The sequence below is a fragment of the Halostagnicola sp. A-GB9-2 genome (assembly GCF_030068615.1).
Lineage (GTDB): Archaea > Halobacteriota > Halobacteria > Halobacteriales > Natrialbaceae > Halostagnicola.
Window position 1 is genome coordinate 974105 of the sequence record NZ_JASJOC010000001.1, and the last position, 23211, is coordinate 997315.

The 23211-nt window shown below is 60.0% G+C and carries 25 protein-coding genes and 1 tRNA gene; 12 read left to right on the plus strand and 14 right to left on the minus strand.

The features are described 5' to 3' along the window. Positions 1-31: 31 nt before the first annotated feature. Entirely contained in the window at positions 32-1219 is a 1188-nt protein-coding gene (locus tag QNM96_RS04870; protein WP_283834878.1) for an MFS transporter, read from the plus strand. Between the two features lie 66 nt (positions 1220-1285). Here the strand turns inward: QNM96_RS04870 and QNM96_RS04875 are convergent, their stop codons facing one another. Next, on the minus strand, positions 1286-1597 hold the full coding sequence (locus tag QNM96_RS04875; RefSeq protein ID WP_283834879.1) for a hypothetical protein: 312 nt from the start codon (positions 1595-1597) through the stop codon (positions 1286-1288). Positions 1598-1862: 265 nt separating this feature from the next. Between QNM96_RS04875 and QNM96_RS04880 the strand changes: the two genes are divergently transcribed. The 3 genes from QNM96_RS04880 to QNM96_RS04890 all read left to right on the plus strand — a co-directional run bounded on the left by QNM96_RS04880 (position 1863) and on the right by QNM96_RS04890 (position 3965). Further along, positions 1863-2792, plus strand: a complete 930-nt coding sequence (locus tag QNM96_RS04880; protein WP_283834880.1) for a replication factor A — start codon at positions 1863-1865, stop codon at positions 2790-2792. Position 2793: 1 nt separating this feature from the next. After that, positions 2794-3420: a DNA-binding protein gene (locus QNM96_RS04885; RefSeq protein WP_283834881.1), complete on the plus strand. Its 627-nt coding sequence runs from the start codon at positions 2794-2796 to the stop codon at positions 3418-3420. A 137-nt stretch (positions 3421-3557) separates the two neighbouring features. Further along, entirely contained in the window at positions 3558-3965 is a 408-nt protein-coding gene (locus QNM96_RS04890) for a CopG family transcriptional regulator (RefSeq protein ID WP_283834882.1), read from the plus strand. 29 nt (positions 3966-3994) lie between these two features. On the opposite strand, the gene QNM96_RS04895 is transcribed toward QNM96_RS04890, so the two are convergent. Next, a complete protein-coding gene (locus QNM96_RS04895; protein ID WP_283834884.1) occupies positions 3995-4450 on the minus strand; it encodes a DUF5814 domain-containing protein in 456 nt (151 codons plus the stop codon). A gap of 141 nt (positions 4451-4591) precedes the next feature. Between QNM96_RS04895 and QNM96_RS04900 the strand changes: the two genes are divergently transcribed. Then, positions 4592-4664: transfer RNA gene (locus QNM96_RS04900), tRNA-His, on the plus strand. 163 nt (positions 4665-4827) lie between these two features. Here QNM96_RS04900 and QNM96_RS04905 read toward each other — a convergent pair. Continuing rightward, on the minus strand, positions 4828-6177 hold the full coding sequence (locus QNM96_RS04905; RefSeq protein WP_283834885.1) for an MFS transporter: 1350 nt from the start codon (positions 6175-6177) through the stop codon (positions 4828-4830). Positions 6178-6716: 539 nt separating this feature from the next. Further along, positions 6717-8003 (minus strand): site-2 protease family protein, encoded by a 1287-nt coding sequence (locus QNM96_RS04910; protein WP_283834886.1) that lies wholly within the window; start codon positions 8001-8003, stop codon positions 6717-6719. A 453-nt stretch (positions 8004-8456) separates the two neighbouring features. Here QNM96_RS04910 and QNM96_RS04915 point away from each other — a divergent pair, with 453 nt between their 5' ends. From QNM96_RS04915 to QNM96_RS04925, 3 genes are all read left to right on the plus strand, one after another. Next, positions 8457-8693, plus strand: a complete 237-nt coding sequence (locus QNM96_RS04915; protein ID WP_283834887.1) for a MarR family transcriptional regulator — start codon at positions 8457-8459, stop codon at positions 8691-8693. A 261-nt stretch (positions 8694-8954) separates the two neighbouring features. After that, on the plus strand, positions 8955-9485 hold the full coding sequence (locus QNM96_RS04920) for a 50S ribosomal protein L16 (protein ID WP_283834888.1): 531 nt from the start codon (positions 8955-8957) through the stop codon (positions 9483-9485). A gap of 151 nt (positions 9486-9636) precedes the next feature. Beyond that, complete coding sequence (locus tag QNM96_RS04925) at positions 9637-10524, plus strand: RimK family alpha-L-glutamate ligase (RefSeq protein WP_283834889.1); 888 nt, start codon at positions 9637-9639, stop codon at positions 10522-10524. A gap of 80 nt (positions 10525-10604) precedes the next feature. Here the strand turns inward: QNM96_RS04925 and QNM96_RS04930 are convergent, their stop codons facing one another. Beyond that, positions 10605-11000: an Hsp20/alpha crystallin family protein gene (locus QNM96_RS04930; RefSeq protein WP_283834890.1), complete on the minus strand. Its 396-nt coding sequence runs from the start codon at positions 10998-11000 to the stop codon at positions 10605-10607. A 71-nt stretch (positions 11001-11071) separates the two neighbouring features. Beyond that, positions 11072-12085, minus strand: coding sequence for a type II glyceraldehyde-3-phosphate dehydrogenase (locus QNM96_RS04935; protein WP_283834891.1), 1014 nt, complete (start codon positions 12083-12085; stop codon positions 11072-11074). 192 nt (positions 12086-12277) lie between these two features. Here QNM96_RS04935 and QNM96_RS04940 point away from each other — a divergent pair, with 192 nt between their 5' ends. Then, positions 12278-13234: an aminopeptidase gene (locus QNM96_RS04940; protein ID WP_283834892.1), complete on the plus strand. Its 957-nt coding sequence runs from the start codon at positions 12278-12280 to the stop codon at positions 13232-13234. A 57-nt stretch (positions 13235-13291) separates the two neighbouring features. Continuing rightward, on the plus strand, positions 13292-13945 hold the full coding sequence (locus QNM96_RS04945) for an HVO_0476 family zinc finger protein (RefSeq protein WP_283834893.1): 654 nt from the start codon (positions 13292-13294) through the stop codon (positions 13943-13945). 207 nt (positions 13946-14152) lie between these two features. On the opposite strand, the gene QNM96_RS04950 is transcribed toward QNM96_RS04945, so the two are convergent. From QNM96_RS04950 to QNM96_RS04960, 3 genes are all read right to left on the minus strand, one after another. After that, a complete protein-coding gene (locus QNM96_RS04950) occupies positions 14153-15457 on the minus strand; it encodes a YrzE family protein (RefSeq protein WP_283834894.1) in 1305 nt (434 codons plus the stop codon). A gap of 95 nt (positions 15458-15552) precedes the next feature. After that, the gene (locus QNM96_RS04955; RefSeq protein ID WP_283834895.1) at positions 15553-15981 is read right to left on the minus strand and encodes a universal stress protein; all 429 of its coding nucleotides are present in this window, start codon (positions 15979-15981) and stop codon (positions 15553-15555) included. A 106-nt stretch (positions 15982-16087) separates the two neighbouring features. After that, on the minus strand, positions 16088-16333 hold the full coding sequence (locus tag QNM96_RS04960; protein WP_283834896.1) for an amphi-Trp domain-containing protein: 246 nt from the start codon (positions 16331-16333) through the stop codon (positions 16088-16090). A 172-nt stretch (positions 16334-16505) separates the two neighbouring features. Between QNM96_RS04960 and QNM96_RS04965 the strand changes: the two genes are divergently transcribed. Continuing rightward, positions 16506-17348, plus strand: coding sequence for an NAD(+)/NADH kinase (locus QNM96_RS04965; RefSeq protein ID WP_283834897.1), 843 nt, complete (start codon positions 16506-16508; stop codon positions 17346-17348). 28 nt (positions 17349-17376) lie between these two features. Here QNM96_RS04965 and QNM96_RS04970 read toward each other — a convergent pair whose 3' ends face one another. The 4 genes from QNM96_RS04970 to QNM96_RS04985 all read right to left on the minus strand — a co-directional run bounded on the left by QNM96_RS04970 (position 17377) and on the right by QNM96_RS04985 (position 20981). Beyond that, complete coding sequence (locus tag QNM96_RS04970; protein ID WP_283834898.1) at positions 17377-18003, minus strand: DsbA family protein; 627 nt, start codon at positions 18001-18003, stop codon at positions 17377-17379. A gap of 176 nt (positions 18004-18179) precedes the next feature. Then, positions 18180-18962, minus strand: coding sequence for a DNA-directed RNA polymerase subunit epsilon (locus QNM96_RS04975; protein WP_283834899.1), 783 nt, complete (start codon positions 18960-18962; stop codon positions 18180-18182). A 258-nt stretch (positions 18963-19220) separates the two neighbouring features. After that, positions 19221-20012, minus strand: a complete 792-nt coding sequence (locus QNM96_RS04980; RefSeq protein ID WP_283834900.1) for a DUF6293 family protein — start codon at positions 20010-20012, stop codon at positions 19221-19223. Positions 20013-20060: 48 nt separating this feature from the next. Beyond that, entirely contained in the window at positions 20061-20981 is a 921-nt protein-coding gene (locus tag QNM96_RS04985) for a DMT family transporter (RefSeq protein WP_283834901.1), read from the minus strand. A gap of 340 nt (positions 20982-21321) precedes the next feature. Here QNM96_RS04985 and QNM96_RS04990 point away from each other — a divergent pair, with 340 nt between their 5' ends. Beyond that, entirely contained in the window at positions 21322-21894 is a 573-nt protein-coding gene (locus tag QNM96_RS04990) for a carboxymuconolactone decarboxylase family protein (RefSeq protein WP_283834902.1), read from the plus strand. A gap of 321 nt (positions 21895-22215) precedes the next feature. Here QNM96_RS04990 and QNM96_RS04995 read toward each other — a convergent pair whose 3' ends face one another. Further along, the gene (locus QNM96_RS04995; RefSeq protein ID WP_283834903.1) at positions 22216-22752 is read right to left on the minus strand and encodes a hypothetical protein; all 537 of its coding nucleotides are present in this window, start codon (positions 22750-22752) and stop codon (positions 22216-22218) included. Positions 22753-23211: the final 459 nt, after the last annotated feature.

Genomic DNA, 23211 nt, shown 5'->3' on the forward strand with positions numbered 1-23211 from the left:
CTTTCTCTCCCTCGGTGAGGATGATGCCGTTGTGAGTCTCTCTGCTGGTGAATCTCCCGATGGCCGTCGAAGCTGGATCGTGGCGTTCACCGGCGCGATAGCGATGATATTCACGTTCGGAACGGCGTTTTCCTACGGCGTGTTCTTGACGCCGTTCAGCGAGACGTTCGGCATCGACCCGGTGGCGCTCTCGACCGTTTTCGCGATCATGCTCTTTACGTTCTACATCGGTGCCGGGGTCGTCGGCGTCTTCGCCGCACACGTTCCGTCCCGCACGATACTGCTCGTCTGTGCCGTGATTTCGGGACTGCTCGCTCCATCACTGTACGTCGTCGACGGCTACGCTGGACTGGTCATCGTCTTCGGCCTGGTGGGTCTCTCGCTCGGAACGGTGTTCGTCGTGCTCGCGTCGATCGTTCCTCGGTGGTTCGAGTCATACCGCGGCGCTGCGACGGGTCTCATTTTCACCGGCAACGGGCTCGGGCTGTTCATCCTGCCTCCCGCCTGGCAGTACGCAATCGATTACGGAGGCCCTCGAGAGGGATTTCTCCTGATCATGTCGATCACCGCGGCCGCGTTCTTCGTCGCTGGCCTCACGTGTCGACGGCCCGAGTGGGCTGACCGATCGACCGCCTCGGCCGGAGAGATCCTCGAGTGGTTGGGCGAATTGGCCAAAACCCGAGCGTTTCGACTATTGTTCGTCGGAATGGGGCTTTCCTTCGCGTGGTACCAACTACTCACGGCCTACGCGATCGATCTGTTCACGCATCGCGGGCTGTCCACTGCCGGTGCCTCGCTCGCGTTCGGGTTCGTGGGCGGATTCAGCATCATCTCGCGGATCGGGGGCGGGTTCGTCGCCGACAAAGCGGGATTCAGACGAACGTTCCTCGCGTCGCTGGCCAGCGCAGCGATCGGTGCGGCGCTGTTGCTCGTCCCCGAGTCCGCGGCCATGGTGGTGGCGATTTTCTTCCTCGGAATCGGCCTCGGCGGCTCCGCGACGCTTTACATTCCCGTGTTGATGCAGACGTACAGTCGAACCAAAGACACCGCAGTCATCGGAATCTTTAACGTGGGGATCGGCACGTTCTCGCTCGCGGTTCCGCCGATCGGAACCGCGACCGTCGCCTACACCGGTTCCTACACGATAGTCGTCCTACTCACCGTCGTCGCGCTGATCGGGGCGATCTGGGCCGTCGCCATCGGATCCCAGGCTTCCTGAGCGAGGAAACGATCCAGTGCTCGAGCGAACGGAACTCTCGAGAGAGAGATTCTCGATAACGGCCGACTACCAGGTCTCGATCCGCCCGGAACGAACGTCCTCTACACAGCCTTCACAGTCCGGATGGTCCGCCTCGAAACAGGCGGGGCGATACTCGTCATCTAGCTTCGCCGCCCGCTGTTCGGCGTAGCGCCGACAGACGATTTTCGCCCGACCGGCCTCGTCGGTCGGCAGTTCGCGGGCGTGTTTGGCCCCCTCGTAGGCCTTGCGAGCCTCCTCGAGTTGCTCGTCGGTCGATCGGCGCAACCCTTCGTACTGCTCGCCCGCCTGCTGGAGTGTCGTGCGAACGAATCGCTCGAGGCGTCGCCTGTCTGGCATGGCTTCGATGGTGGTTCGAGAGCCGGCCACATAGGTTCGTCGCCGGAGGATGGTTGGAACGGGGACGGCCAATAGGCGGGTCGGTATGTCTATCCCGCGGATACGAGCGTGGACAGTGAGTGCTGTCCCAGATGGGCGACTAAACGCCGCTTGGACGCCGTTCAACCCTCAGTGATCACTTTCGCTCCGGTGGCGGCAGTTTAAATAGTATTGGGCACGAACTGCGGTATGCCTCCCATTGATACACAGGAGGAGGCGAGAAACCATGAGCGACCTACGACAACACGCCGAAGACATACACGACCAGTTTTCAGACCATCTCGACGTCACGGTCGACGACGTCGAAGAGCGCCTGACGACCCTCGTCGACGAGTACAAAGTCCCGATCGACGAAGGCCGCCGGAGCGTCACGAACCACTACCTCGAGGAGGCGGGACTCGAACGCGAAGATATCGCAAGCGGCGGCAGTGAAGCCGTCAGCGTCGAGGATATCGACGAAGAAGAACAGTGGGTCGACATCACCGCGAAAGTCATCGAGCTCTGGGATCCCCGAAGCGACTCCGTCGCACAGGTGGGTCTGCTCGGCGATCCGACGGGAACGATCAAGTTCACCAAATGGGCGAAATCCGACCTTCCGGCACTCGATGAAGGCGGCGTCTACGAACTCAGAAACGTCGTCACCGACGAGTACCAGGGCCGGTACTCAGTCAAACTCAACAGCACGACCGTCGTCGAGGAACTCGAGGACGACATCGAGGTCGGCGACGACACCTCCGAGATCGAAGGCGCGCTCGTCGACATGCAAAGCGGCAGTGGCCTGATCAAGCGCTGTCCGAAAGAAGACTGTACGCGGGTCCTCCAGAACGGCCGCTGTAACGAACACGGCGAGGTCGAAGGCGAGTTCGACCTCCGCATCAAAGGCGTCGTCGACGACGGCATCGACGCCCACGAAGTCATCTTCGACGCCGAGGCGACCGAATCGCTGACCGGGATCAGCCTTGAGGAGGGCAAGGAGATGGCGATGGACGCCCTCGACACGACGGTGGTCGCCGACGAAATACGCGAGAAGATCATCGGGACGTACTACCGCATCGAGGGGCCGACCTTCGGCCGATACGTTCTCGCGGACGATGTCGAGGAACTCGACGGACCGGTCGATGCCGAACAGCTGCTGATCAAAGCGAGGTCGATGTAACATGTCTCAGGCAGAACTCACCCGCGAAGTCGCGCGTCGCGTCTTCGCCTCCGAATTCAACGACTCGACGTACACCTTCAAAGAAAGCGACGACGAACGCGCGCCCAACTACGCGTTGCTCCCGACGGGAGACCGCGCGAACCGCGCGTTCATCGTCGGCACGCTCACCGAAACCGAAGACGTCGGCGACGAGAGCGAGTACTGGCGCGGCCGCGTCGTCGATCCGACAGGGACCTTTTTCGTCTACGCCGGCCAGTACCAGCCCGAAGCCGCCGCGGTCCTCCGAGATACGGAGCCGCCGGCCTATGTGGCAATCGTCGGCAAGCCCCGAACGTACGAGACCGAAGACGGGAGCGTCAACGTCTCCGTTCGGCCCGAATCGATCTCGATCGTCGACGACGCGATCCGCAACCGCTGGGTCGTCGAAACCGCCGAACGGACCGTCGAGCGAATCGAGGCCTTCGAGGAGTGGGAAGCCGAACAGGAGGCCCCCGAGAGCGGTTCGACGGCGCCCGGCAACGAATACGCCCAGATGGCCCGCGAACAGTACGATTCGCCGGTCGAGAACTACCGACGGGACGTGATACAGGCCTTAGAAAGCCTCGAGGATCTCGAGACGCCGGCCTGAATCGGCCGCTACCGACACGTTCACACATTTTTATGTGTTCTCCACCGCGGAGGAACTCTACCTGCCTATAACTGGCAGTTACCACGCCGAGCGTGTCTGACAAATCGTTAAGTGAATCGAAGACAGAAACGGTACCAATGGGCAACAAGAACAAGACGATCTCGTTCCGGGTGAACGAGGACGCGTTCAAAGCGCTACAGGATATCGCCGAAGAGCGCGACATCTCGTTGTCCGCCGTGTTTCGCGATTACGTCGATTTGCTGGTCGAACACGACGGACAGGTCGAGGTCGTTCCCGAGTCGGAACTCGCCAGCCGGAAGAGCGACGCCGGCGACGAACCGACCTATCCGCCGACCGTCGAGGTTCCCAAGAGCTTCGTCCGCGAACACGAACGCTTAGAGCTTGAGGCCGAACACCTCCGGGAGCAACTCGAGGAGCACAAATCGTACGTCTCCGAGCTTCGGAGTCGCCTCGAGGGGGAAGAAGACGAGGTGTTGTTGCTCGACGACCTCGACGAGGACGACGAGCAGTATCCGCTGCGGTAACCGCCTCTCTCGTCGGTTGTCGAACCAGTTTATCGCGCCAGATCGTCTTTGACTCGCCGAATCTCGTCTCGTTTTTCGCCGTGGCCGTCGACTCGAGCGAGTCCTTCGGCGGCCTCGAGCGTTCGGATCCCGTTGTCGAGAAAGGAGAGGACGTCGCCGGAGTAGGCATAGACCATGTAGTCGTCGCTCATCACGTCGACGATGGCGTCGGGGCCCAGTCCCTGCGCGCGCAATTCGAGCAGGTATTGGATGAACTTCCGCTCCGGACAGCCACAGTATGGGTTGTTGTCGCAGTTACAGTCCAGAAAGTCGCCCGCGAAATCGAGCACCCGCTCTCTCGTTGCGTCGTCTAGCTTCTCGAGACCTTTGCCCTGAAAGAGCATGTCGAGTGTCGCCCCCTTGAACGCCCCTTTGGGGATGTTCGTCTCGAGCTGGGAGCTCAACTGGCGGTGGTTCTTGACGTAGATTTTGTCGGTGATGGCCACGCGTTGGTCGACGATACGCGAGCGAGCGTCAAAAACGGCTCGGAACCGGGTTCGCTCGAGAGGGCGCTACTCACTAACACGGCGTCCCCTAGAGCGTAACGTATTTCAGGTACTCCGCGATTACATAGAAGTGCACGCGTGTCCGGGTTGGGGTAGTGGACTATCCTTCAGCCTTGTGGAGGCTGAGACGCGGGTTCAATTCTCGCACCTGGACCTTTTCACGACGACACTCGGAAGAGCGAAACGCCAAAACTCGAGGAGGTCCTCCTGGGTCTCGCAACCGAATTCGTTCCTCGGATCCGTCCGTCGGTTTTCAGCCAATTTCCCCCAGCGAAAGCAACGACAGAACGAGTGAACCTGAGCGACCGCAACCGAAGTTAGTCGTCGGCGGGGATGGGATTTCTCGAGCCTACAGTGGTCGATCGCGTCCGGTAGAGCATGCTGGCGAGGCCGATGCCGGCGACACCGAGGACGAGGTAGATGACGAATCCGGTCGCGTACCCAGAAACGCCCCGTACGTCGACGAAGAGGCCAAGTATCGGCGGGACAGCGAACCCGCCGAAGCCGCCGATGCCGCCGACGAGCCCGGATGCGCCACCGACGGCTTCGGGGACGTATTTCGGGAGTAACTGGTAGATCGCGGCGCTGGCGATTCCCATCCCCGCTCCGAGGACGACCGTGGCGACGACTGCGGTGATCGGGTCGCGAGTGAGTACGAGGACGAGCGTCGAGAGTGTGATTGTTCCGAAGCTCACCAAGGCCGTCTCCTCTCCGCCGCGTCGATCGCTGATCACGCCGCCGCCGATTCGACAGAGCGGCGAGAGAAGGGTAAACGTGACCGCGGTGACGATACCAGCGGTCTGTACGTCGAATCCGTGAAGGTTGGCCCAGTACGACGGATACCAGACCGTGAGCGCGAGATAGCCGCCAAAGGAAACGAAAAACAGCGATGTGAGCATCCACGATCGGCGAATGGTAGCCGCTTTGCGGATCGATTCCATCGCGTCGCCGCTGGGAAACAGTTCCTGTCCGGCCTCCTCGGCGCGCGACTTCGCTTCGTCCTCGTCGAGCCCCTGCTTTCGGTACTGGAAGTACGGCGCGTCCACGGCGAAAATCACGAAGACGATCGTTCCGACGAGGAGGAAGGCGAACCACGCGGCGTACGTTCCTGTCAGCCCGAACGCGAGCAGAGCGAACGGAGAGACGATCGTAAACAGCCCTGGGGACGTGGTGCCCAGACCGGCGAACACCGCGAGCATCGTGCCTCGCCGGTCGGATTTGTACCAGTAGGAAGTGTCGACGGCCCCGACAGAGAACGCGGCGATCCCACAGCCGCTCAGCGAGCCGAAGAAGAAGATGAGCGGGTAGTGTACAATCGTCAGGCCGTCCGGATACGCCGTCAGAAGGATCACTAGCAATCCGCCCATTCCGACCACCGACAAGCCGAGCAAGATAGCGAACGGTTTCTTCGCACCGACGTCCTCGACCCACGCGCCGAAGGGGATTCGAAGCAGCGAACCGGTTAACTGCGGCGCAGCGACGAGCAATCCGAGCAACAGTCCCGAAAGTCCGAGCACTTCCTCGAACTCGGTTGCGATCGGCCCGTAGACGACGACACCGGCGAATCCGACGAAATACCCGAACGTCGAAACCGCGACCGCCTGTCGAGGACTACCGCGAATGTCTGAACCGCCGACGGCCGACTCCTGCTTTACTTGCTCGCTCATTCGTCGTCGGTAGGTGAGACGGAACGTTCACGTCGATCGGACTGACGTGGTCCTCGGTTCGACGCCGCTCGAGAAAACGCCGTTTCGGGAGCCACGGTCACAGAGTACCACCAGTTTCGACGGTTCGGTTCAAACCTACGTACTGATTCATGGAAACGGGAAACGTACGAAAGTACTAAACGGTGATCGTTTACATTTTATAAACTTTTCTCGTGCACAGAAGTGGACCCGCCAGTCTGAAAATGGATGGAGACAATATAAGGTTGTAATAGTTCTGTGAGAGGTGTTTGATCGGACGAGTGTCCACAGCCAACCGTGCTATTTGGTACCGATAATCAAAATTCGAACGACCAATCCCTAAACAGTGGTTGGGAACGCCAGCAGGCCCCTGACCAGTCTTCCGGTCGAACTTCGAGAAGAGATCCTCACCGATCGGGACATCACTATATCATTCGAAGATCACGAACTCCACGAGCGACTCGATAGACTCGCCGACGCTAAGCGTCGGGGCACTCCTACGGTTTCCGATCGAGTAACGCTCAGTCCGAAACCTGTGATTGGGGCGAGTGGTTCACTTCGCCGCTCTTCTGGACGATGTCAAGCGCGGTCATCATATCGGTTCTCGAAATGAGTCCGACGAGGTCGCCGTCTTCGTCAGTTCCGTCGGTTCTCGCTTCGTCGAGAACCGTGTCGTCGAATCCGCCATTATCGTAGACACGCTCTTCGTGAAGCGAATCTTCCGGTCGATTCATCGATGGTGATTCTCGTCCTTCGACAACGAGCAAGCGGCCGATTCGTTCCGACTGCATCCGTTCGAGCGCGGTCATCGCGTCGGAGTCGGCCGTAATCGTCTGGAGGTCGGTCGTCATCACGTCCGAAACGGTAAACGCGTCGCGTTCGACGGGCTTGACCTCCTGTGCGTCCGAAAGGGTGACGAGTCCGACGAGATAGCCGTTATCGAGCACCGGATATCCCGTGTGACGTTCGGAAAACATCCGCTGAATGAGTTCCTCGACGCTGGTATCGGGATCGACCGTGTGAAGGTCTCGAGCGGGCGTCATAATGTCGCTAACCGTGACGTCCTGAAACGCGGCTTTCATCGTTACCTGCTGGGATTCGCCCGAGGCGGCGATGTAGATGAAAAACGCAACACCAATGAGAATCGGGTTAAACGGCGGAATCAGTCCGAAGAGCCCCATCATAAGCGCGAAGAATTTTCCGACCGTCGCAGCCTGCTGAGTTGCTTTCGCGTACGGTTTGCTCCGGGCGAGCAGGGCCCGAAGAACTCGACCGCCGTCCATCGGAAACGCCGGGAGCATATTGAATGCGGCGAGCGCGATGTTGAGGACCGCGAGGTACCCGAAGACGAACCGAGCGCCGTCCAAGGTCTCCGGTGTGAGGAGAAAGAGGGCGTAGGACCCGACACCGACCAGAATAGAGACGATGGGGCCCGCGATAGCGATGTTGAGTTCCTGTTTCCAATCTTCGGGCATTTCCGAGAGGGCGGCGATCCCACCCAACAACCAGAGCGTAATCGAATCGATGGGAAATCCGTACCGCTGTGCGGTAAGCGAGTGCCCGAGTTCGTGCAAGACGACACCGACGAATAGCCCGATGGCCGCTGCGAAACCGAGTATCCACGGCATCATCCCGCTCGTTATCGTTGCAGTATCGATTCCCGCGCCGAGCGTATCGTTCAGGAGATCTGCGACCAGTTCGATCTGGAACCCGATTAGATACGCAAACAGGGGAAGGACCAACAAAAACGTCAGATCGAGCTTGATAGGAATGCCAAACAGCGATCCGATCCGGAAACTCTTCCACATACCCTCTTATATCGGTGGAAGACCCTTAAACACGCCGACGGTTGACGGGTTTGTGGTTCATCGTCGATACGAAATCCCCCGCCATATAATCGAGAACCATATGTTGAAATAAAGCATGTAGATTTCTATATAGTTCTACGGGTTTTTGCGATACCGATCGAGTAATCGCATGCAGAACGAAGCACATTTTCAGGGGAGTTTCTTTGAGTTTATGCCATATTCCATTCAGTACCTCGAGGCCACGGCAAACGAGAGAGGATTACAGACGAGTAGTAAATACGTACGGAGAACGTCCAGTACACGAGTATTACTCACTTCCGCTCGAGAATGTCTTCGTCCTGTATCTATGTCAGTTCCCACCAATACATATAATCACATCATTATTTATTACCCAGTATATATCCACACCACCATAGATTTATACCAGAGTTCGTGGATGATGTTTCCATACTGATGAAAGCCCAGCTCACCACCACGACGAACGCCGACCGAACCCCGCTCCCAACCGAACTCAACTCGTCGCAGGCAAAGCTCGTGTACCTGTACCTTGAAACGACCGGCGGCGCGACGGTCGGAGAACTCAGCGAAACGCTGTCCATGAAGAAAATGGCGACGCTGAGCGTGATGAACTCCCTTTCGACCCAGGGACTGGTCGAAAAAGTCGACGACGAATACATCCCCAGCAACTGAGTCTCGAGTCAGGACCTTCCCCGACGAGTAGAGCCGTTTTCTAGGTTCTATAACCAGACTCATTGACTCGAGCACACCGTAATTCGAGTATACTCGAAGAAGACACTCGGAGCTCTATCGACCGACACGGTTTGTGCGAAACCGTTCGGCGACGGGACCAGTTGGGGCATCTAACAATGTGAACGGCCCACACTTCGACGGCGACGGCTTCGAAGCCTTTATCCGCACGGTAGCACTCCGTTTTTGTAAGTAACTACAGCCATGTCAGAGAAACCCGCCTCTATGTACCGGGAGATCAGTAAACCGGCCTACACGCGCCGGGAGTATATTACTGGTATTCCGGGTTCGAAGGTCGCACAGCACAAGATGGGAGACGTCGCAGCCGATCCCGAAGAGTATCCGGTTCAGATCAGCCTGATCACCGAAGAGGAGTGCCAGATCCGCCACGGATCGCTCGAGGCCTCTCGACTGTCGGCGAACCGACACATGCTGAAAAGCGCCGGCGAGCACCAGTACAAGATGATTCTGCGCAAGTTCCCCCACCACGTCATCCGGGAGAACAAGCAGGCAACCGGTGCCGGTGCAGACCGTGTTTCCGACGGAATGCGCCAGTCGTTCGGCAAAATCGTCGGAACGGCAGCCCGAATCCAGCAGGGCGAACGCATCTTCACGATCTGGTGTGACGTCGAGGACGCCGAGTTCGCAAAGGACGCGCTTCGACGCTCCTACAACAAGATCTCGCCACCATGTCGCGTCGTCGTCGAACGTGGCGAGGAAGAACTGATCGCGTAACGCCCGAATTTTCGCGTTTCGACTCGACAACGGAGAGCGACGGCTCCAGCTTCCGAGTGTCGGCCAGGCGGGACCCGGTGTTCGTCGGCCCACTCCGAACGACGACGGCAAATACTCTACTGTTTTTTGTCTCGCCGGCTTATACCCGAGTATGATCGACCTCGCGGTCGCGAACAATCAGGAGACGTTCCAGCGGATGGGTGATCCGCTCGAGGAACGGGGAATTCGAGCGCACCACGTGCCCGTCCGCGAGCGGACGGTACCGATCGGAGCCGACGCCCCGTGGTCTGCAGACGAGTACGACGTGGGGTTCGTCTATCCCGGCCGACTGATGGAAGGCGGCGTCGCGGATGCGCTGTTGGACATCCCGTGGCTAAACGACCACTCGAGCGTGTTGACATCGCGAAACAAAGGGGAGGTATTGGCCAGGCTCGAGCGAGCCGATATCCCCGTTCCGGATTCGGTGTACGTCTCGAACGAAGTCGGCGAGTCAGAACTCGCGTCGGTCTTCGAGCGATTCGAACCGCCGGTGGTCGTCAAGCCGAACTCGACGACGCGGGGGGCCGGCGTCGCGAAAGCTCACGACCTCGATTCGTTTCTCGGAATTTGCGATTACCTCTCGCTGGTCCACGATTATCGAGCAACCGGCGACCAGTCGTTTCTCGTCCAAGAGTATCTTCCCGAAGCGGTCGACTATCGGGTCATGATTCTCGAGGGCGAGTGCGTCGGGGCGGTCGAGCGGACGCTCCCCGAGAACGCCATTGCACACGGTCAGTGGAAGCACAACGTCCATCGCGGAGCGACGGCGACCGGCGTCGATCTCCCGGAGTCGCTTCGCGAACTCGCCGAGTCGGTCGCCCGAACGCTCGAGATTCCGTTTCTCGGTGTCGACCTGCTCGCAAGCGGTGACCGCGTCGTCGTCAACGAAACGAACGCGCGCCCGACGATCGACGACGAAACAAAATACGAAGCGGGATTTTACGATCGACTCGCCGAGGCGATACGCTCGCGGGCGAGCAACAATACGGAAAAGCTATAAACGAGAGTCCGGCGACTGGTTCGACGGCGAGCGAAATCGATCCGAACGGAACGCGAGGGTGATCGGCTTCGTGACGGTGGTTATTCGAGGCTAATATCCGATGACTTCTCGGCCGATTCGAAGACGACCTCGAGGATACCGTTGTTGTACGTCGCCTCGGCGGTGTGTTCGTTGACGGGCTGTGAAAGCGAGACGCGTTCGTCGTACTGTCGGTGCTGGCTCTGTGCGGATATCGTGAGTGACTTGCCGTCACACTCGAGATCGATGTTTTCCTTTTCGACACCCGGGAGGTCGGCGATAACGCGGAGTTCGTCGTCGGTTTCGTGAATGTCGACGTGGGTATCCGATCCAAAGCCGTTGTCGACGGAACTAGAGGATTCGAAATCGACATCCGCACCGTTCATCATTTCGTTCATCATTCGCTCAATCTCACGAAAGAGGTCATCGAAGGGTTCGTCGCGATCATCTCGGCGCATGGAACACTCTAGTAGGGCACGTGGCAAAAACTTTCTGTCGGTCCGAATCGTTCCGAACGCTTGAGATCGAGTTAGAAACCGATACCCATCTGCTCGTTCGTCGTCGCGATGCTGTCCTCGGCGTCGCTCGCGCCGAGTACCGCACGGATCGCGTCGACGTTTTCGGGGACAACGTCCGATTCCTGGTGAATTCCCTGGAAGAGGTAGCAATCTCGGCCGACGGTCGAGATGGATTCCTCCCAGATGCAGTTCTCCCAGAGGTCTCCGCGCGGTCGCCCGACGTCGTGTGCGTACTCTTTTAACTTGCCGCTACCGTCGATCGACATCGTCTCAGGAATGAGAAACAGGCGTGATTCGTCGGCGAGCAGTTCGCGGACCTCGGCCGCCTCGACGTCCGACTCGAGCGTGAGGTTCAAACTGTGCATGTGCATCAGCGTCGCCGGGACCTTCATGCCGAGCGTGTCGATGTCGAGATCCGGAAAGATGGTCTCGACATCGGGTCCGTGGTGGGACGGAATCGTGACCGGGTTCGGGAGAATATCGTTGATCGGGCCTCGAGTTGTCTGGCCGGGATCGCCGCCGCGTCTGACCAGCGTTGCGCGGACCTTCTCGACGCCGTAGGCCTCTCGAAGCGGAGCGATGACTCGCGAAAGTCCCGTCGTGTTACAGGAGACGACTCGGACGTGGTCCGCGTCGACGGCGTTGGAAAAGTTCGAGCGCGCGTTGAAGCTTACATCTGCGATTTCGGCATCCTCTCCGCCCTGATAGAGCGCGGGCGTGTCGTACTCCTCGTAGAGCGCCTTGTTTTCGGCACCGATCCCCGACGGCGTCGCATCGACGACGACGTCTGCTTTCTCGACGAGGTTCTCGACCGGGCCGGCGATCTCGAGTCCTGCCTCGGCGAACTGGTCGGCCCGTTCCTCGATCGCGGCGTAGAGCGGGTACCCCTTCTCGAGCGCGGTCTCGGCCTCGAAGTTCGGGCGCGTCTTGGCGACGCCGAGTACCTCCATGTCGGGCTGTTCCCGAACGGCGTCTGCGACGCGTTTGCCGATCGTCCCGTAGCCGTTGATCGCGACCTGTATCATACACCCGACTCCACTGTCGAATCGGATAACCGTTTCGAGCCTTCTCCACCGGTTTTTACTCGGTTGAGAGTTTTTACGCGAGCTATCACGTTCCCGTATCGCGCTCGAATCGGCGCTACCAGTATTCGAATGTCCACCGCCGCGAACGCCGAGAGAGCAAGACCTTTCGGCGTACTGGTCCCACTCACGGGTATGTCCGATCTTCGAGGACCCGCGGAAACGGCGATTCGACAATGTCTCGACGTGCAGGCCGAAGAGTCCTGCGCGATCGTTACCGACGAAAAGCGCGAGCCGATCGGGAACGCGCTCTATGAGGCCGCACGTGAGCGGACCGACGACGTGGCGGTCGTCCGGTACCCGCCGGGAGACACCCACGGATCGGAACCGCCCGAGCCCGTTTCGGCGGCGATGGCGGCGGCAGATGTCGTGTTGGCCCCGACGACGAAGAGTCTGAGTCACACCCGAGCGCGCACCGACGCGAACGATGCCGGCGCTCGAGTCGCGACGCTACCGGGGATCACCGAGGACGTGTTCACGGTCGGTCTGGACGCCGATTACGAGTCCATCGCCTCCCACTGCGAGGACGTTCGCGAACAGGTCGACGACGCCGAGGAGGTTCGAGTGACGACCGACGCCGGAACCGACATTACGTTCGGAATTGGCGACCGGGAGTTCCTCTCGGACACCGGCATCGTCCACGAACCGGGCGAAATGTCGAACTTACCCGCCGGCGAAGTGTTCGTCAGCCCCGAAACGGCCGACGGCACGTTCGTCGTCGACGGCACGATGATGCCCCACGGACTGCTCGAGGATGGAGAGACGCTCACGTTCGAGGTCGAAGACGGCCTCGTAACGGAGATTTCTGACGACGAGATACGGGAGACGGTCGAAACCGCCGCCGAGGAAGTCGGAGACGCGGCGTACAACCTGGCGGAACTCGGCATCGGAACGAACGTCGCCGTCACCGAACTGGTCGGCTCCGTGTTGCTCGACGAGAAGGCCGGCGGCACGGTCCACATCGCCATCGGCGACAACGCGGGAATCGGCGGCGACGTCGACGCGCCGATTCATCTGGACGGCATCCTCCGTGAGCCGACGGTGTTCGCCGACGGTGAGGAGGTCACGCTTCCCACGGGCGGACCACGCTAGCGAAGAGCCACGATCAGGTTCACGCACCTTTTAGGTCGCTGGCCCTTACACCGGGCTATGAGCGATATTCCCGATCGACTCCCGACGGCCTGCCCCTCGTGTTCTCCGGAACTCGAGACGGTCCACGAGGTCCTCTCGCCGGGCGGTGGCAGCATCACCGTCCGCTGTGGAGAGTGTGGCCACGTTCACAAGATCCAGCCTGAACCGGAACGCGAAGTCACCCTCGACGTCGTCGTCTCGCAGGACGGCGAGTCCTTCACCGCGAACGTCACGACGCCCGAAGACGAGACCATCGAGACCGGCGACGAGTTCATCCTCGAGACCGACGAAGTGCTTTCGACGGTTCGCGTGACCAGCATCGAACTCCCCGAGCAACGTCGCAGAGAGGCCGCAGATGCGAAAGACGTCGAAACCGTCTGGACGCGAGAGGTAGACAACGTCTCGGTCGACATCACGGTCCACCCGCAGGACGGCTCTCACGACGACAGCGAAAGCATCACCGTCCACGTCCCCGGTGACTACGAGTTCGAAGTCGGCGAGGTCGAGACCTTCGGCGACAACGAGTTCGAAATCGACGCCTTCGTCGTCCGAAGCGACGCCAGCGGCTACCAGCGCGACCGCAACGAACTCGAGGGTGACATGGTCCTCGCGAAGGACGCAAAGCGCGTCTACGCCTACGACGAGACGACGACCGCCTGGTCCGCCTGGTAGAGTCGAGGAGGCCGTCCCACTGGCATCGAATGTCGTGGGACTTCCAGCGTCCCGACGACTTTTGTTGTGTCGGTCAGGCGACTACGGAGCGGTTCGGTGAACACGGCCGGTACGAGAAGGTACTTTTCGAGTGACGAAAGCGTTTAAGCGCCAGCAGAGTGCTCGAGCGGGAAACGATCCTCGAGGAGCAAACGCCTTCTCGAGGGTTCAGAAGTAGCCAAACAGCGTCCCGCCTAACACCAGCACCCACATGGCGACGCCGGCGACGAGCAGATCGTTCAGCCACGATTCTCGAGTCGCGCGTTTGGCCGCGCCGCCCGCGATCAGTCCCAGTGCGACGACGACGAGCATTCGCTGGGCGACGACGTCGACGGGCAGCGAGTCGACGCTCATCAGCCCGTAATCGAGCCAGATCGCCAGGATCAACGATCCCGAGGCGGCGACAGCGGCGTCGAGCCGGCGAGTGAGTCCGTGTGCAACCAAGTACGTCACGACGGGGATGCCGACGGCGATGACGGGATAGAGCATTGCGGCGATCATGTGCATTGTGAGCGCGTCGACAGTTCGCTCTAAGGCAATGCCGCCGATCCGAACGCCGAGGAACATCGCGAGGATGCTCATCGAGAGGACGAGGTGACCGGCTTCGATCCGATCGTACGCGGCCGCGAGCCGGCGACGGTCGACGTCGGTCAGACGTTCGTCGATACGGTCGGGCGTCCGCTCGCGAACGCGTTGCTGACTGGCGAGGCCGAGGGCAAACGGAACGAGCACCATCCCAAACAGATCGACGACGGTCGTCCAGCCGTCGGCGTCCGACGGACCGGAGTTGTCGAGATTGATTCGCTGAACGTCCTCCTGACTATCGACGCCGGGTAGTTCCATGAACTCGGATTCGATCTCGAGTTGTGCGCGTTCAACGCCGTCGACGCGGTGGCGGAGCGTGAACCAGTCGAAGTGTTCGGTGTGGGCCTGCATGGCCACCCACTCGTCGTCGCTGTTGGGAGCCTCGTAGAGCCGAATGTGCATTCGCTCGCCGTAGTAATCGCCGTCGTCGAGCTGGAGCGTCTCGGTCGTCCAGTGTGGGTCTTCACCCGGTCCGGGGTCGACCCAGGCGTAGCGAGTCGTCCCTACGGCCTCGCCCCACTCGGTCCCCGTGGCGTGGTGGTGATCGTCCTCGAGGAACGCGTAGGGCTCGTCCTCGGTAGCCATCTCGTCTTCGTCTATCTCTTCCCAGTCGCCGTCGGACTCTTCAGTTAGCAACTGGACGACGTCCTCGCTGTCGCCGCGAACGATGATATTGAGCGGACTCCGTTTATCGTGGTGTTCTCTGGAACTCAAGTACGGCCAGATACCGCTGTCTGCGTCCTCGAAGGAATGGACCTCGGGTCGCGGCTGGTCTTCCTCCTCGGGAGCGATATCGCTGGTCGAAGGAGAGAACAACAGCGACGGACCGCCGAGGAACAGAAACGCGACAGCGAGCAGTACGGTTCCGATTACGAGCGAACGACGCATCTGTCCTGCGTTTGGCGTCGGCACACATCAATGTACTCGTCGATCGTGTCAGCAGAGCCGCCCAGATGTGATTAAACGGACATATGGGCCAGCAGTCAGACGTTCGGACCGACTGTCAGCACGGGGGTAGACGCCGACCGGACGACGCGCTGGGAGACGCTCCCGACGACGTTGTTCTCGTAGTCGTCGCCGCTGGTCCCCATCACGATGAGATCGGTATCGTGCTCGTCTGCGTACTCGAGAATGCACTCAGCTGGATGACCGGTTTCGATGGTCGTCTCGGTCTCGAGACCGCGCTCGGTCGCCAGCGTCGCCGCTCGATCGATCGCCTCGAGCGCGTTCTCCTCGAGATCCGTGCGCACACCCTCGACCCGGTCGTCATCGAGGACCAGAAAGGCTCGATCGTCGACGACCGAGAAGACGTGAAGCGCGGCGTTGCGCGTTTGGGCGACGTCGACGGCGTGTTCGGCGACGGTCGCACTGTGGTCGCTTCCGTCGGTAGGAAAGAGGATCGTCTCGTACATCAGGTAACTCTCTGGGGCGGGAGGAAAAAGAACTTCTCCATCCGGTTTGCTGGGATGGGTTCCTCAGCCGGTTGGGCCGATCGACGACAGGGTCGAAACGGTCGCCTCAGCGTTCCGGCTTCCAGCTGAGCTGAATGTCGACGGTCTCTCGCTGGCCGCGAATCATCGACGATTGTTCGACGACGTCGATCGAGACGGAGACGTCTTCGGGCGGGTGAAGCGTAACCGTCTTGTTTCCGACGCTGACGGCGACGTCTTCGCTTCCCTGTTCGAACTCCTCGGCAAGTTTGGTAAGGTACGCTCCAATTTCTTGCCGTGGCATCGTCTCGTCGGCTGTCGTTCGTTGAGCCATGTCCCGTCATCAGACGGAGCCCGCAAAAGTATGGACCGCGAACAGGCCACTAACAACTGATTACGATCTCGCAAAGTGTCCGACGCGACACACCGTCGCGTGGCTCGTTCGTCGTCTGTGACTCGAGGCGGAACGAGTGGGTTTTTGACTACAGGGCGGATAGCCGGCTACAATGGAGGTCGAGGACGAAGTCGCGGTCGGGATCGTCGCCCAGCGAGACAACGACCGAGCGCAGTCGCTCGCGGCGCAACTTGTGGAGGCCCTCGAGAGCGACGACGTCCGCGTCGTCGTCGACGACGAAACTGGACAGACGATCGGCGAAGACTGCGTGGCAGTCGCGGAGATGAACGCGTTCGATCTGGTCGTCAGCATCGGCGGCGACGGAACGCTCCTGTTCGTCGCCCGCGAGGCCAGCGACGCGCCCATCGTCGGGGTCAACCTGGGCGAAGTCGGCTTTCTCAACGCCGTGCCCCCGGAGAACGCGGTCGAAGCGGTCACGTCCCTCGTCGCCGAGCGCCGGGAGACGGGATCGGTCAGCGGCCGAGACGTGAAACGGCTCCGCGCCAGCGGCGAAGGGTGGACGCTCGAGCCGGCGCTCAACGAAGTGGTTGTTCACGGCCCGAAACGAGGGAGCGGCGGCGGGGCGACGATCGATATTCGCGTCGACGGCCAGCAGTACGCCCGAAGCCACGCCGACGGCGTCCTCGTTGCGACCCCGACGGGATCGACGGCGTACAACCTGAGCGAGGGCGGGCCCCTGATTCGACCGTCGGTCGACGCCCTCATCGTCACCCAGATGGCCGCGACCGAGCCGATGCCGCCGCTGGTGATCGACAACACGAGCGAACTCACGCTCACCGTTCGCGACGCCGAGACGGCCTACGCGATCAGCGACGGGCGCAACAGACAACGACTCGAGCCGCCGACAACGGTTACGGTGACCACCGCCGACGATCCGGTGACGCTCGCGGGCCCGCCCGTGAACTTCTTCGAAGCCCTCGAGAAGCTCGGATAGCAGGAGCTTCGGGAAGTTGAAAGGATAGCTACGTTTCTTCGACGAGTTGAGCGAGGTGTTCCGGCGGAAGCGCACCGCTCGCCGCGTTTCCGTCGGCAACGAACGTCGGCACGCCGGTGATCCGTTGTCGTGACGCTTGATCGAACCGATCCTCGAGTTCTGCCCGTAGCTCATCGTCGTCGACCGCGGCACGAATTTCGTCGGGAGGGAGGTCGACATCTTCTGCGAGATCCGCGAGAACGGTTACGTCGCCGATGTCGCGTTCGTCCTTCCAGAGCGCGTCGAAGACGGCCCGATCGAACGCCTCCCACTGCTCGGGATACTCGTCCTGGACGTACCACGACGCCATCTGTGCCGGCAACGAGTCGACTTCGATCGCGAGTTCCTGTGCCATCTCGACGTCGTACTCGTCCTGCAGTCGCCGAACGTTCTGTTTGGCCTGTTCGAAGTAGGCGTCGTCTTTCCCGTCGTCGGCCGAGCGATCGATCGAGCCGTCGGGGTTGCGTTTGCCCCGGCGGAGGTCGAACGGATGCCACTGGATCTCGAGTGGGTCCTCGCGGCGCTCGCGATACCGCTCGAGCGAGGCCTTCCCGAGGTAACAGAACGGGCAGACGTAATCGGAGTAGACGGTCAATCGATCCGCGGTGTCGGACATACCCGTGGTAACGGCCCGCCACGGAAAAGTCGATAGCTCCCGGAACCCGCTTCGGTTGTGAGGGCGTGCTCTCTCGAGCGGGAGAACAACTCAACGGTCTGTTGGCCAGGAGCGACCACACAAATCCACCAGAAGCGATCAACGCCCTATCCGTTAGAATCGGGGAGGAAAACGCGTCAATTCTCGGTCGAATCGGGACCAGTCGAATCACTGTCGTTCGATCCATCAGCCATCGATTCAACCGACTCCTCGTCGGAATCTGCAGTCGCCTCGGGCAAGTTCGGGTCCCGCCACGGGTTTCGGCCGTACGCCGGGAGTTCGTCCTCAAGTTGGCCTTTGAGAACGCGGCGAAGCCGATTGAGGGAGGTCGTATCGAGGCCGTGCTCGGTGGCAAGGCGCTCGAACGTCGGTTCGTCGGTGATGTCGTGAGCGCGATACTGGCCGAACAGTTCGTCCATCCGTTCGGCCGAGAGCTCCGACGCGTCGAGGTCGTCCAGTCCGAAATAGGCCTGGCGGTCGAGGTCGACGACGTGGCGAATAGTGACGAGTGCGACCTTCGGAATAGCGCGCTGGCTGCCGAACTCCGTTAGGTCGATTTCGTCCATCACGCCGAGCGCGAGATCTCGTTGCCACGGCGTCACCTCGAGGGCGTTACACAGCGCCTGGGTCGTCCGCAGTCGATCGAGGCGGTGAGCGCGTTCGCTGTATCCGGGCGTCGCGCCGTGTTGTTCGTCGTGGAGTCGACGAACGCGATCCGAGAGCTCCGCCTCGGGAGACTCAGCTCGGCCGATAACGGTCGCACTCGGCGTGACGACGCCCCACTGGCGCACCGATGCGTCACGCTGGAGGGCCGCTCGAGAGACCGATCCCGCACCGGCGCGGCTCTCGAGGTCGCGTTGCGGGGCGTGCTCGACGGTTCCGGGTCGCTGGAGGCGCGTTCCGGAGTCGCCTTCGTGCATCTCGTTCGTGGCTCACACGTAGAGAGGGAAAAACCCTCGCTCGAATCGGTGAAAATATCACTCGAATTATACTACCGGTTGACTAGTGTACGAAGCCAGGCAAACGGCTCTGCAACGCAACTGCTCGAGGAGTAACGGTCGCGAAAAGCTCTTCGTATCTTCACCTTGTGACGAGAAGCACTTAAAGGATCCGCGCTCGCTCGGGTGGACAGCAAACGACTCTCGAAGGATGCGTACTCGCCCGCCCACTACTGGGCGCTACTCGATACGAAGGTGCGCAATGCGAAATCGAAACGCTCGAAGAACGTTCTGTCCGCCGTCCGACAGCGTCGCGTACTTCTTCCGGCCGATCTTCTCGAGAGCGATATACTTCTGCTCTAGAAGCGGGTCTACCACGTGACGGTCCAGAAGTCTGTAGTAGCCTTTCCGCGTCGTCGCTTCGGATTCGGCGATGAACGGAAACTCGTGAGCCAGCGCAAATTCGATGAGTTCGCCCTTGTTGACGCCTCGATAGCGTCCGTTGGTGTCTTCGGTCGTGTTCGTGTCGATATACTCCAAGAAAGCGAGATGAACGTCCGACGGTCGATCGATGGGATACTGCGGCAGTTCGAAGATTTCGTCGACCTCGTCGTGAAGCGGCTCGTCGGGAAACTTCTCCGCCTCCGGTTCGTACGACGGCCGAGCGTAAATCGGCCGTGCCCCGGTGGCCATGCAGGCGATCATTCCCGCGACGGCGGTGATCTTGCTCCCGCCGGAGAGATTAACGAACACCTCTTGTTCGGAGTAATCCGTAATCGCCTTCGAAATCGTCCCGAGCGTGTCGTACAGATCGAAGATGTCGCACGTTCGTCGGTCGACCTCGAGTCGGTCGTTTTCCGCTAACTCCTCCAAAAACGCCTGAATAAACGCGATCTCGTGATCGCTTCCCGGATATTCTACCGGGACGACGATATCGGCGTTCCACCGAATAATGGGCTCTTTCAACCGCGCATACTCGAACCCGATCGGGACGACATGAACTCGGCTGCGGACGGGTGAGTCGTGACTCATGGTCGTAGTTACGGTCGAGGACGCGTATAGTATCGATACCCGTTACTGTTAGTTCGCCAGTTGCACGAGCAACGCGCCGATCATCACGACGGCCAATCCGAGAATATCCGTCAACGTGAGCGTCTCGTCGAGAAATACCCACCCGAAAACGGCGATCTGTGCGAGCATCGTGTTCGCAATCACGCTCGATTCCGTCGCAGAGAGGGTCTGAAGCGTTCGGTTCCAGAGCGTGAACGCGAATGCCGTATTGATGACGGCGAGCCACAGAACGATGAGCCAGTTGTGGAAACTCAAGGGCGGGAGTCCCTGCACGACGACGCCGGTTCCGAGAAGGATCCCCGCCCCGAAACCCATACTGACGGTAGTGACGGTGAGCGCCGAGAGCGCCCCGTCACGGTTTGCGTCTCGGCCCAGGATTGCCCCAATCGAGTTCGAAAAGAGGCCGACCACCATGATAGCCAGGCCGACCAACGTGAGCGTTTCGAACGCGAATGGCCAGAAATAGAACGCAACGCCGACGAACAACAGGCACAGCCACAACCACTGCCGGCTCGAGGTTCGCTCACCGAGGAGCGGGACACTTAGGAGGGCGACGACGACGGGCGTGAACGTCAAAAGGAGGCTGACGGTCGCTGCGTTCAGATACTGGAGAGCGACGAACTGTGCACCCTGCGTGACGGCATACATGAAGACGCCGAGCACCAGAAGTACACCGACTTCCCGCCGTTCGAGAGCACGAACGGACTGATATCCGCCCCCGCGTAGAAAGAACGGAAGCAAGACGATCGCTGCAATACCGTAGCGCAACCCCGCAAAGGTCACCGCCGGAATCTCTTCGAGGCCGATCGTGATCAGAACGTACGAGGACGACCAGAGAACGGTAACCAGTAGCGCTTCCAGAACGGCTCGAGTCCGTCTCGAGGCGAACGGAACTGAAATGCGACACTCACTCCCTGGCTGATTTCCCATCGAGAAATGACTGGGGTCACACGATGGTAACAGTACATCCGTAACTATCGTTACTATCGAATCGCAGGGATCATCGCCGACGGGTTCCTTGAGTTCGGAGACGTTCCTCGATCTCCGAGATTATACGCCCGTCGTACAGTGGACATATCGAACGCACGAAGGTGAGTATGGTTCGGCAATAAAACGAATACGAAGGAGGGTCGCCGTTCGTATCTTCACCTTATGACGAGAAGCACTTAAAGAGATGCGATAGTGGTTCCGCGCAGTCGAGGAGTCGGGAGACCGAGCCTCGAATCGAACCGACCACCGCGTATTTGTTCGGCGGCCGAGTCCTCCCGGTATGACGCGATTCGATCCCGTCGACCCGGAGGAGCTTCCGGCCGAGAAGCGCTCGCTACTCGAGACGTTCTCGAATTCGGACGCCGAAGCCGACCACTCGCTTTCGGGGGGCACGCTGAACGTCTACCGAACGCTGGGAAGAAACGTCGACCTCCTCGAGGGATTCCGCGAGTATCTCTCGACAGTCTGGCACCAGAGCGGGCTCACCCCCCACGAGCGTGAACTCGTTATTCTGACGACGGCAGCACAGACCGAATCCGCCTACGAGTGGCATCAGCACGTCCGAGTCGCTCTTGACGAAGGAATGTTGCCCGAAACGATACTCGCCGTTTCGCGCGGGCGCCACGACGCGCTCGAGGACGAACACGCCGCGATCGTCGAGTATGTCGAACAGTTCGTCGACGGGCAAGTCGAGGACCCAACCCACGAGCGGGTCGCGACTCACTACGCCGACGAGGTGATCCTGGGCATTGGAGTGCTCGCAGGGAATTACCTCGGGCTCGCGCACGTACTCGAGGCGCTCGAGGTCGAAACCGAACAGGAGTTCGTCGGCTGGGATCTCGAGAATTTGTAGTATTTTGTTCGATCCCCAATACGGTCCGAGTACGGGTTCCAAAGTGGTTTGGGAACACCGATATGAGTGCCGGGTTAGTATACGAAGATACGGCAGGAAGCCACATCATCATCATCGCAGTATGCACAAAGCATCTTCCTGCCTGCGTATCCCCATCTTCTGGACGACAGACTACCTCTCGAGACGAGCGTCTGGTCGCCGACCAACTCGTAGAGCGTCTGTCTCCAAATTAATTCGACTTGAGTAGAACGCCGTAGTGAGAACTAACCAGATACCGGATCACAGGTCGGTAGAGCGGCTGGCATTGAGGGCGAACATCGCCTATGAGTCGGTTTGTCCATCGGAGTCGGACCCCTCCCTATTCCGTTCGACCGCCGCAATCGTCCGTCGCTGGGATTCGTCGTAGGAGTCACCAAGTGCAATCAGGAATCCGACGATGGCCGTTACGAGTGCAACTGCCCCGACTGCGACGACGGCGACCGAAAGGATCGTTCCCGAGAGGACCTGTGCCGAGGTCAAGAGCGAAACTGCGGTTACGGCCGCGATAAGCGCTAAAAGCCGGCCGATCCGACCGGAATCGATCCCGTCGCTGGATTCGTTGTCGCCGATGTCGAGTATCTCGTTGATGATCCCGTTGTACTCATCGTCGGTCGCGACGTTGCCGAGCGAGTGGATCGAATGAGCGACCCACAGTCCGGCAGTGAAATTGAGCAGCGCAACGAATGAGACGAGACCCACCTGCCCGGTGATGAATAGGCCAGCAAGAATCGCATTGACGAACGCGATCGCCATGATGCCGTGAATCGCCACTGAACGAGTTCCGAAGTCTTCGAAGAACCGAAGGTGTGCAACTTTCATTAGTGCCATCTGGCACTGAATGGGGATACTACTGACTCCTTACTATGTTAACGTTCACCAAATTGTGATTGAACGGGCCATCCCACTGAACTCGATTCCTGAGATTCGTTTATCGTGTCAGCCAATCGTCGTTGAGCGAACCGTCGATTGGGAATATTGACCAGTCTGGGATCACAGTTTGAGGTCACTTTGGAGCGTCGACACCGGTTGGAGATCGTTTCCAGCCAGGAACCATGAGCCATTCCAGTGATTAGTAGTCGGGTTGTGCCACCGGACCGATTCTGGTCTCGAAACTCAATCGACTACTCCTGCAATCGGGTTGGTAGCATTGATAGCCGCAATTGAGCGTAATTGAGGCGTTCATACGAAATAGCACGTACAGGAACATCATTCTCGAGGGCTTGGACTGTTGCAATATCCAGAACAATGTGTGTCTCTCGATAATTGACACGGAGCAAA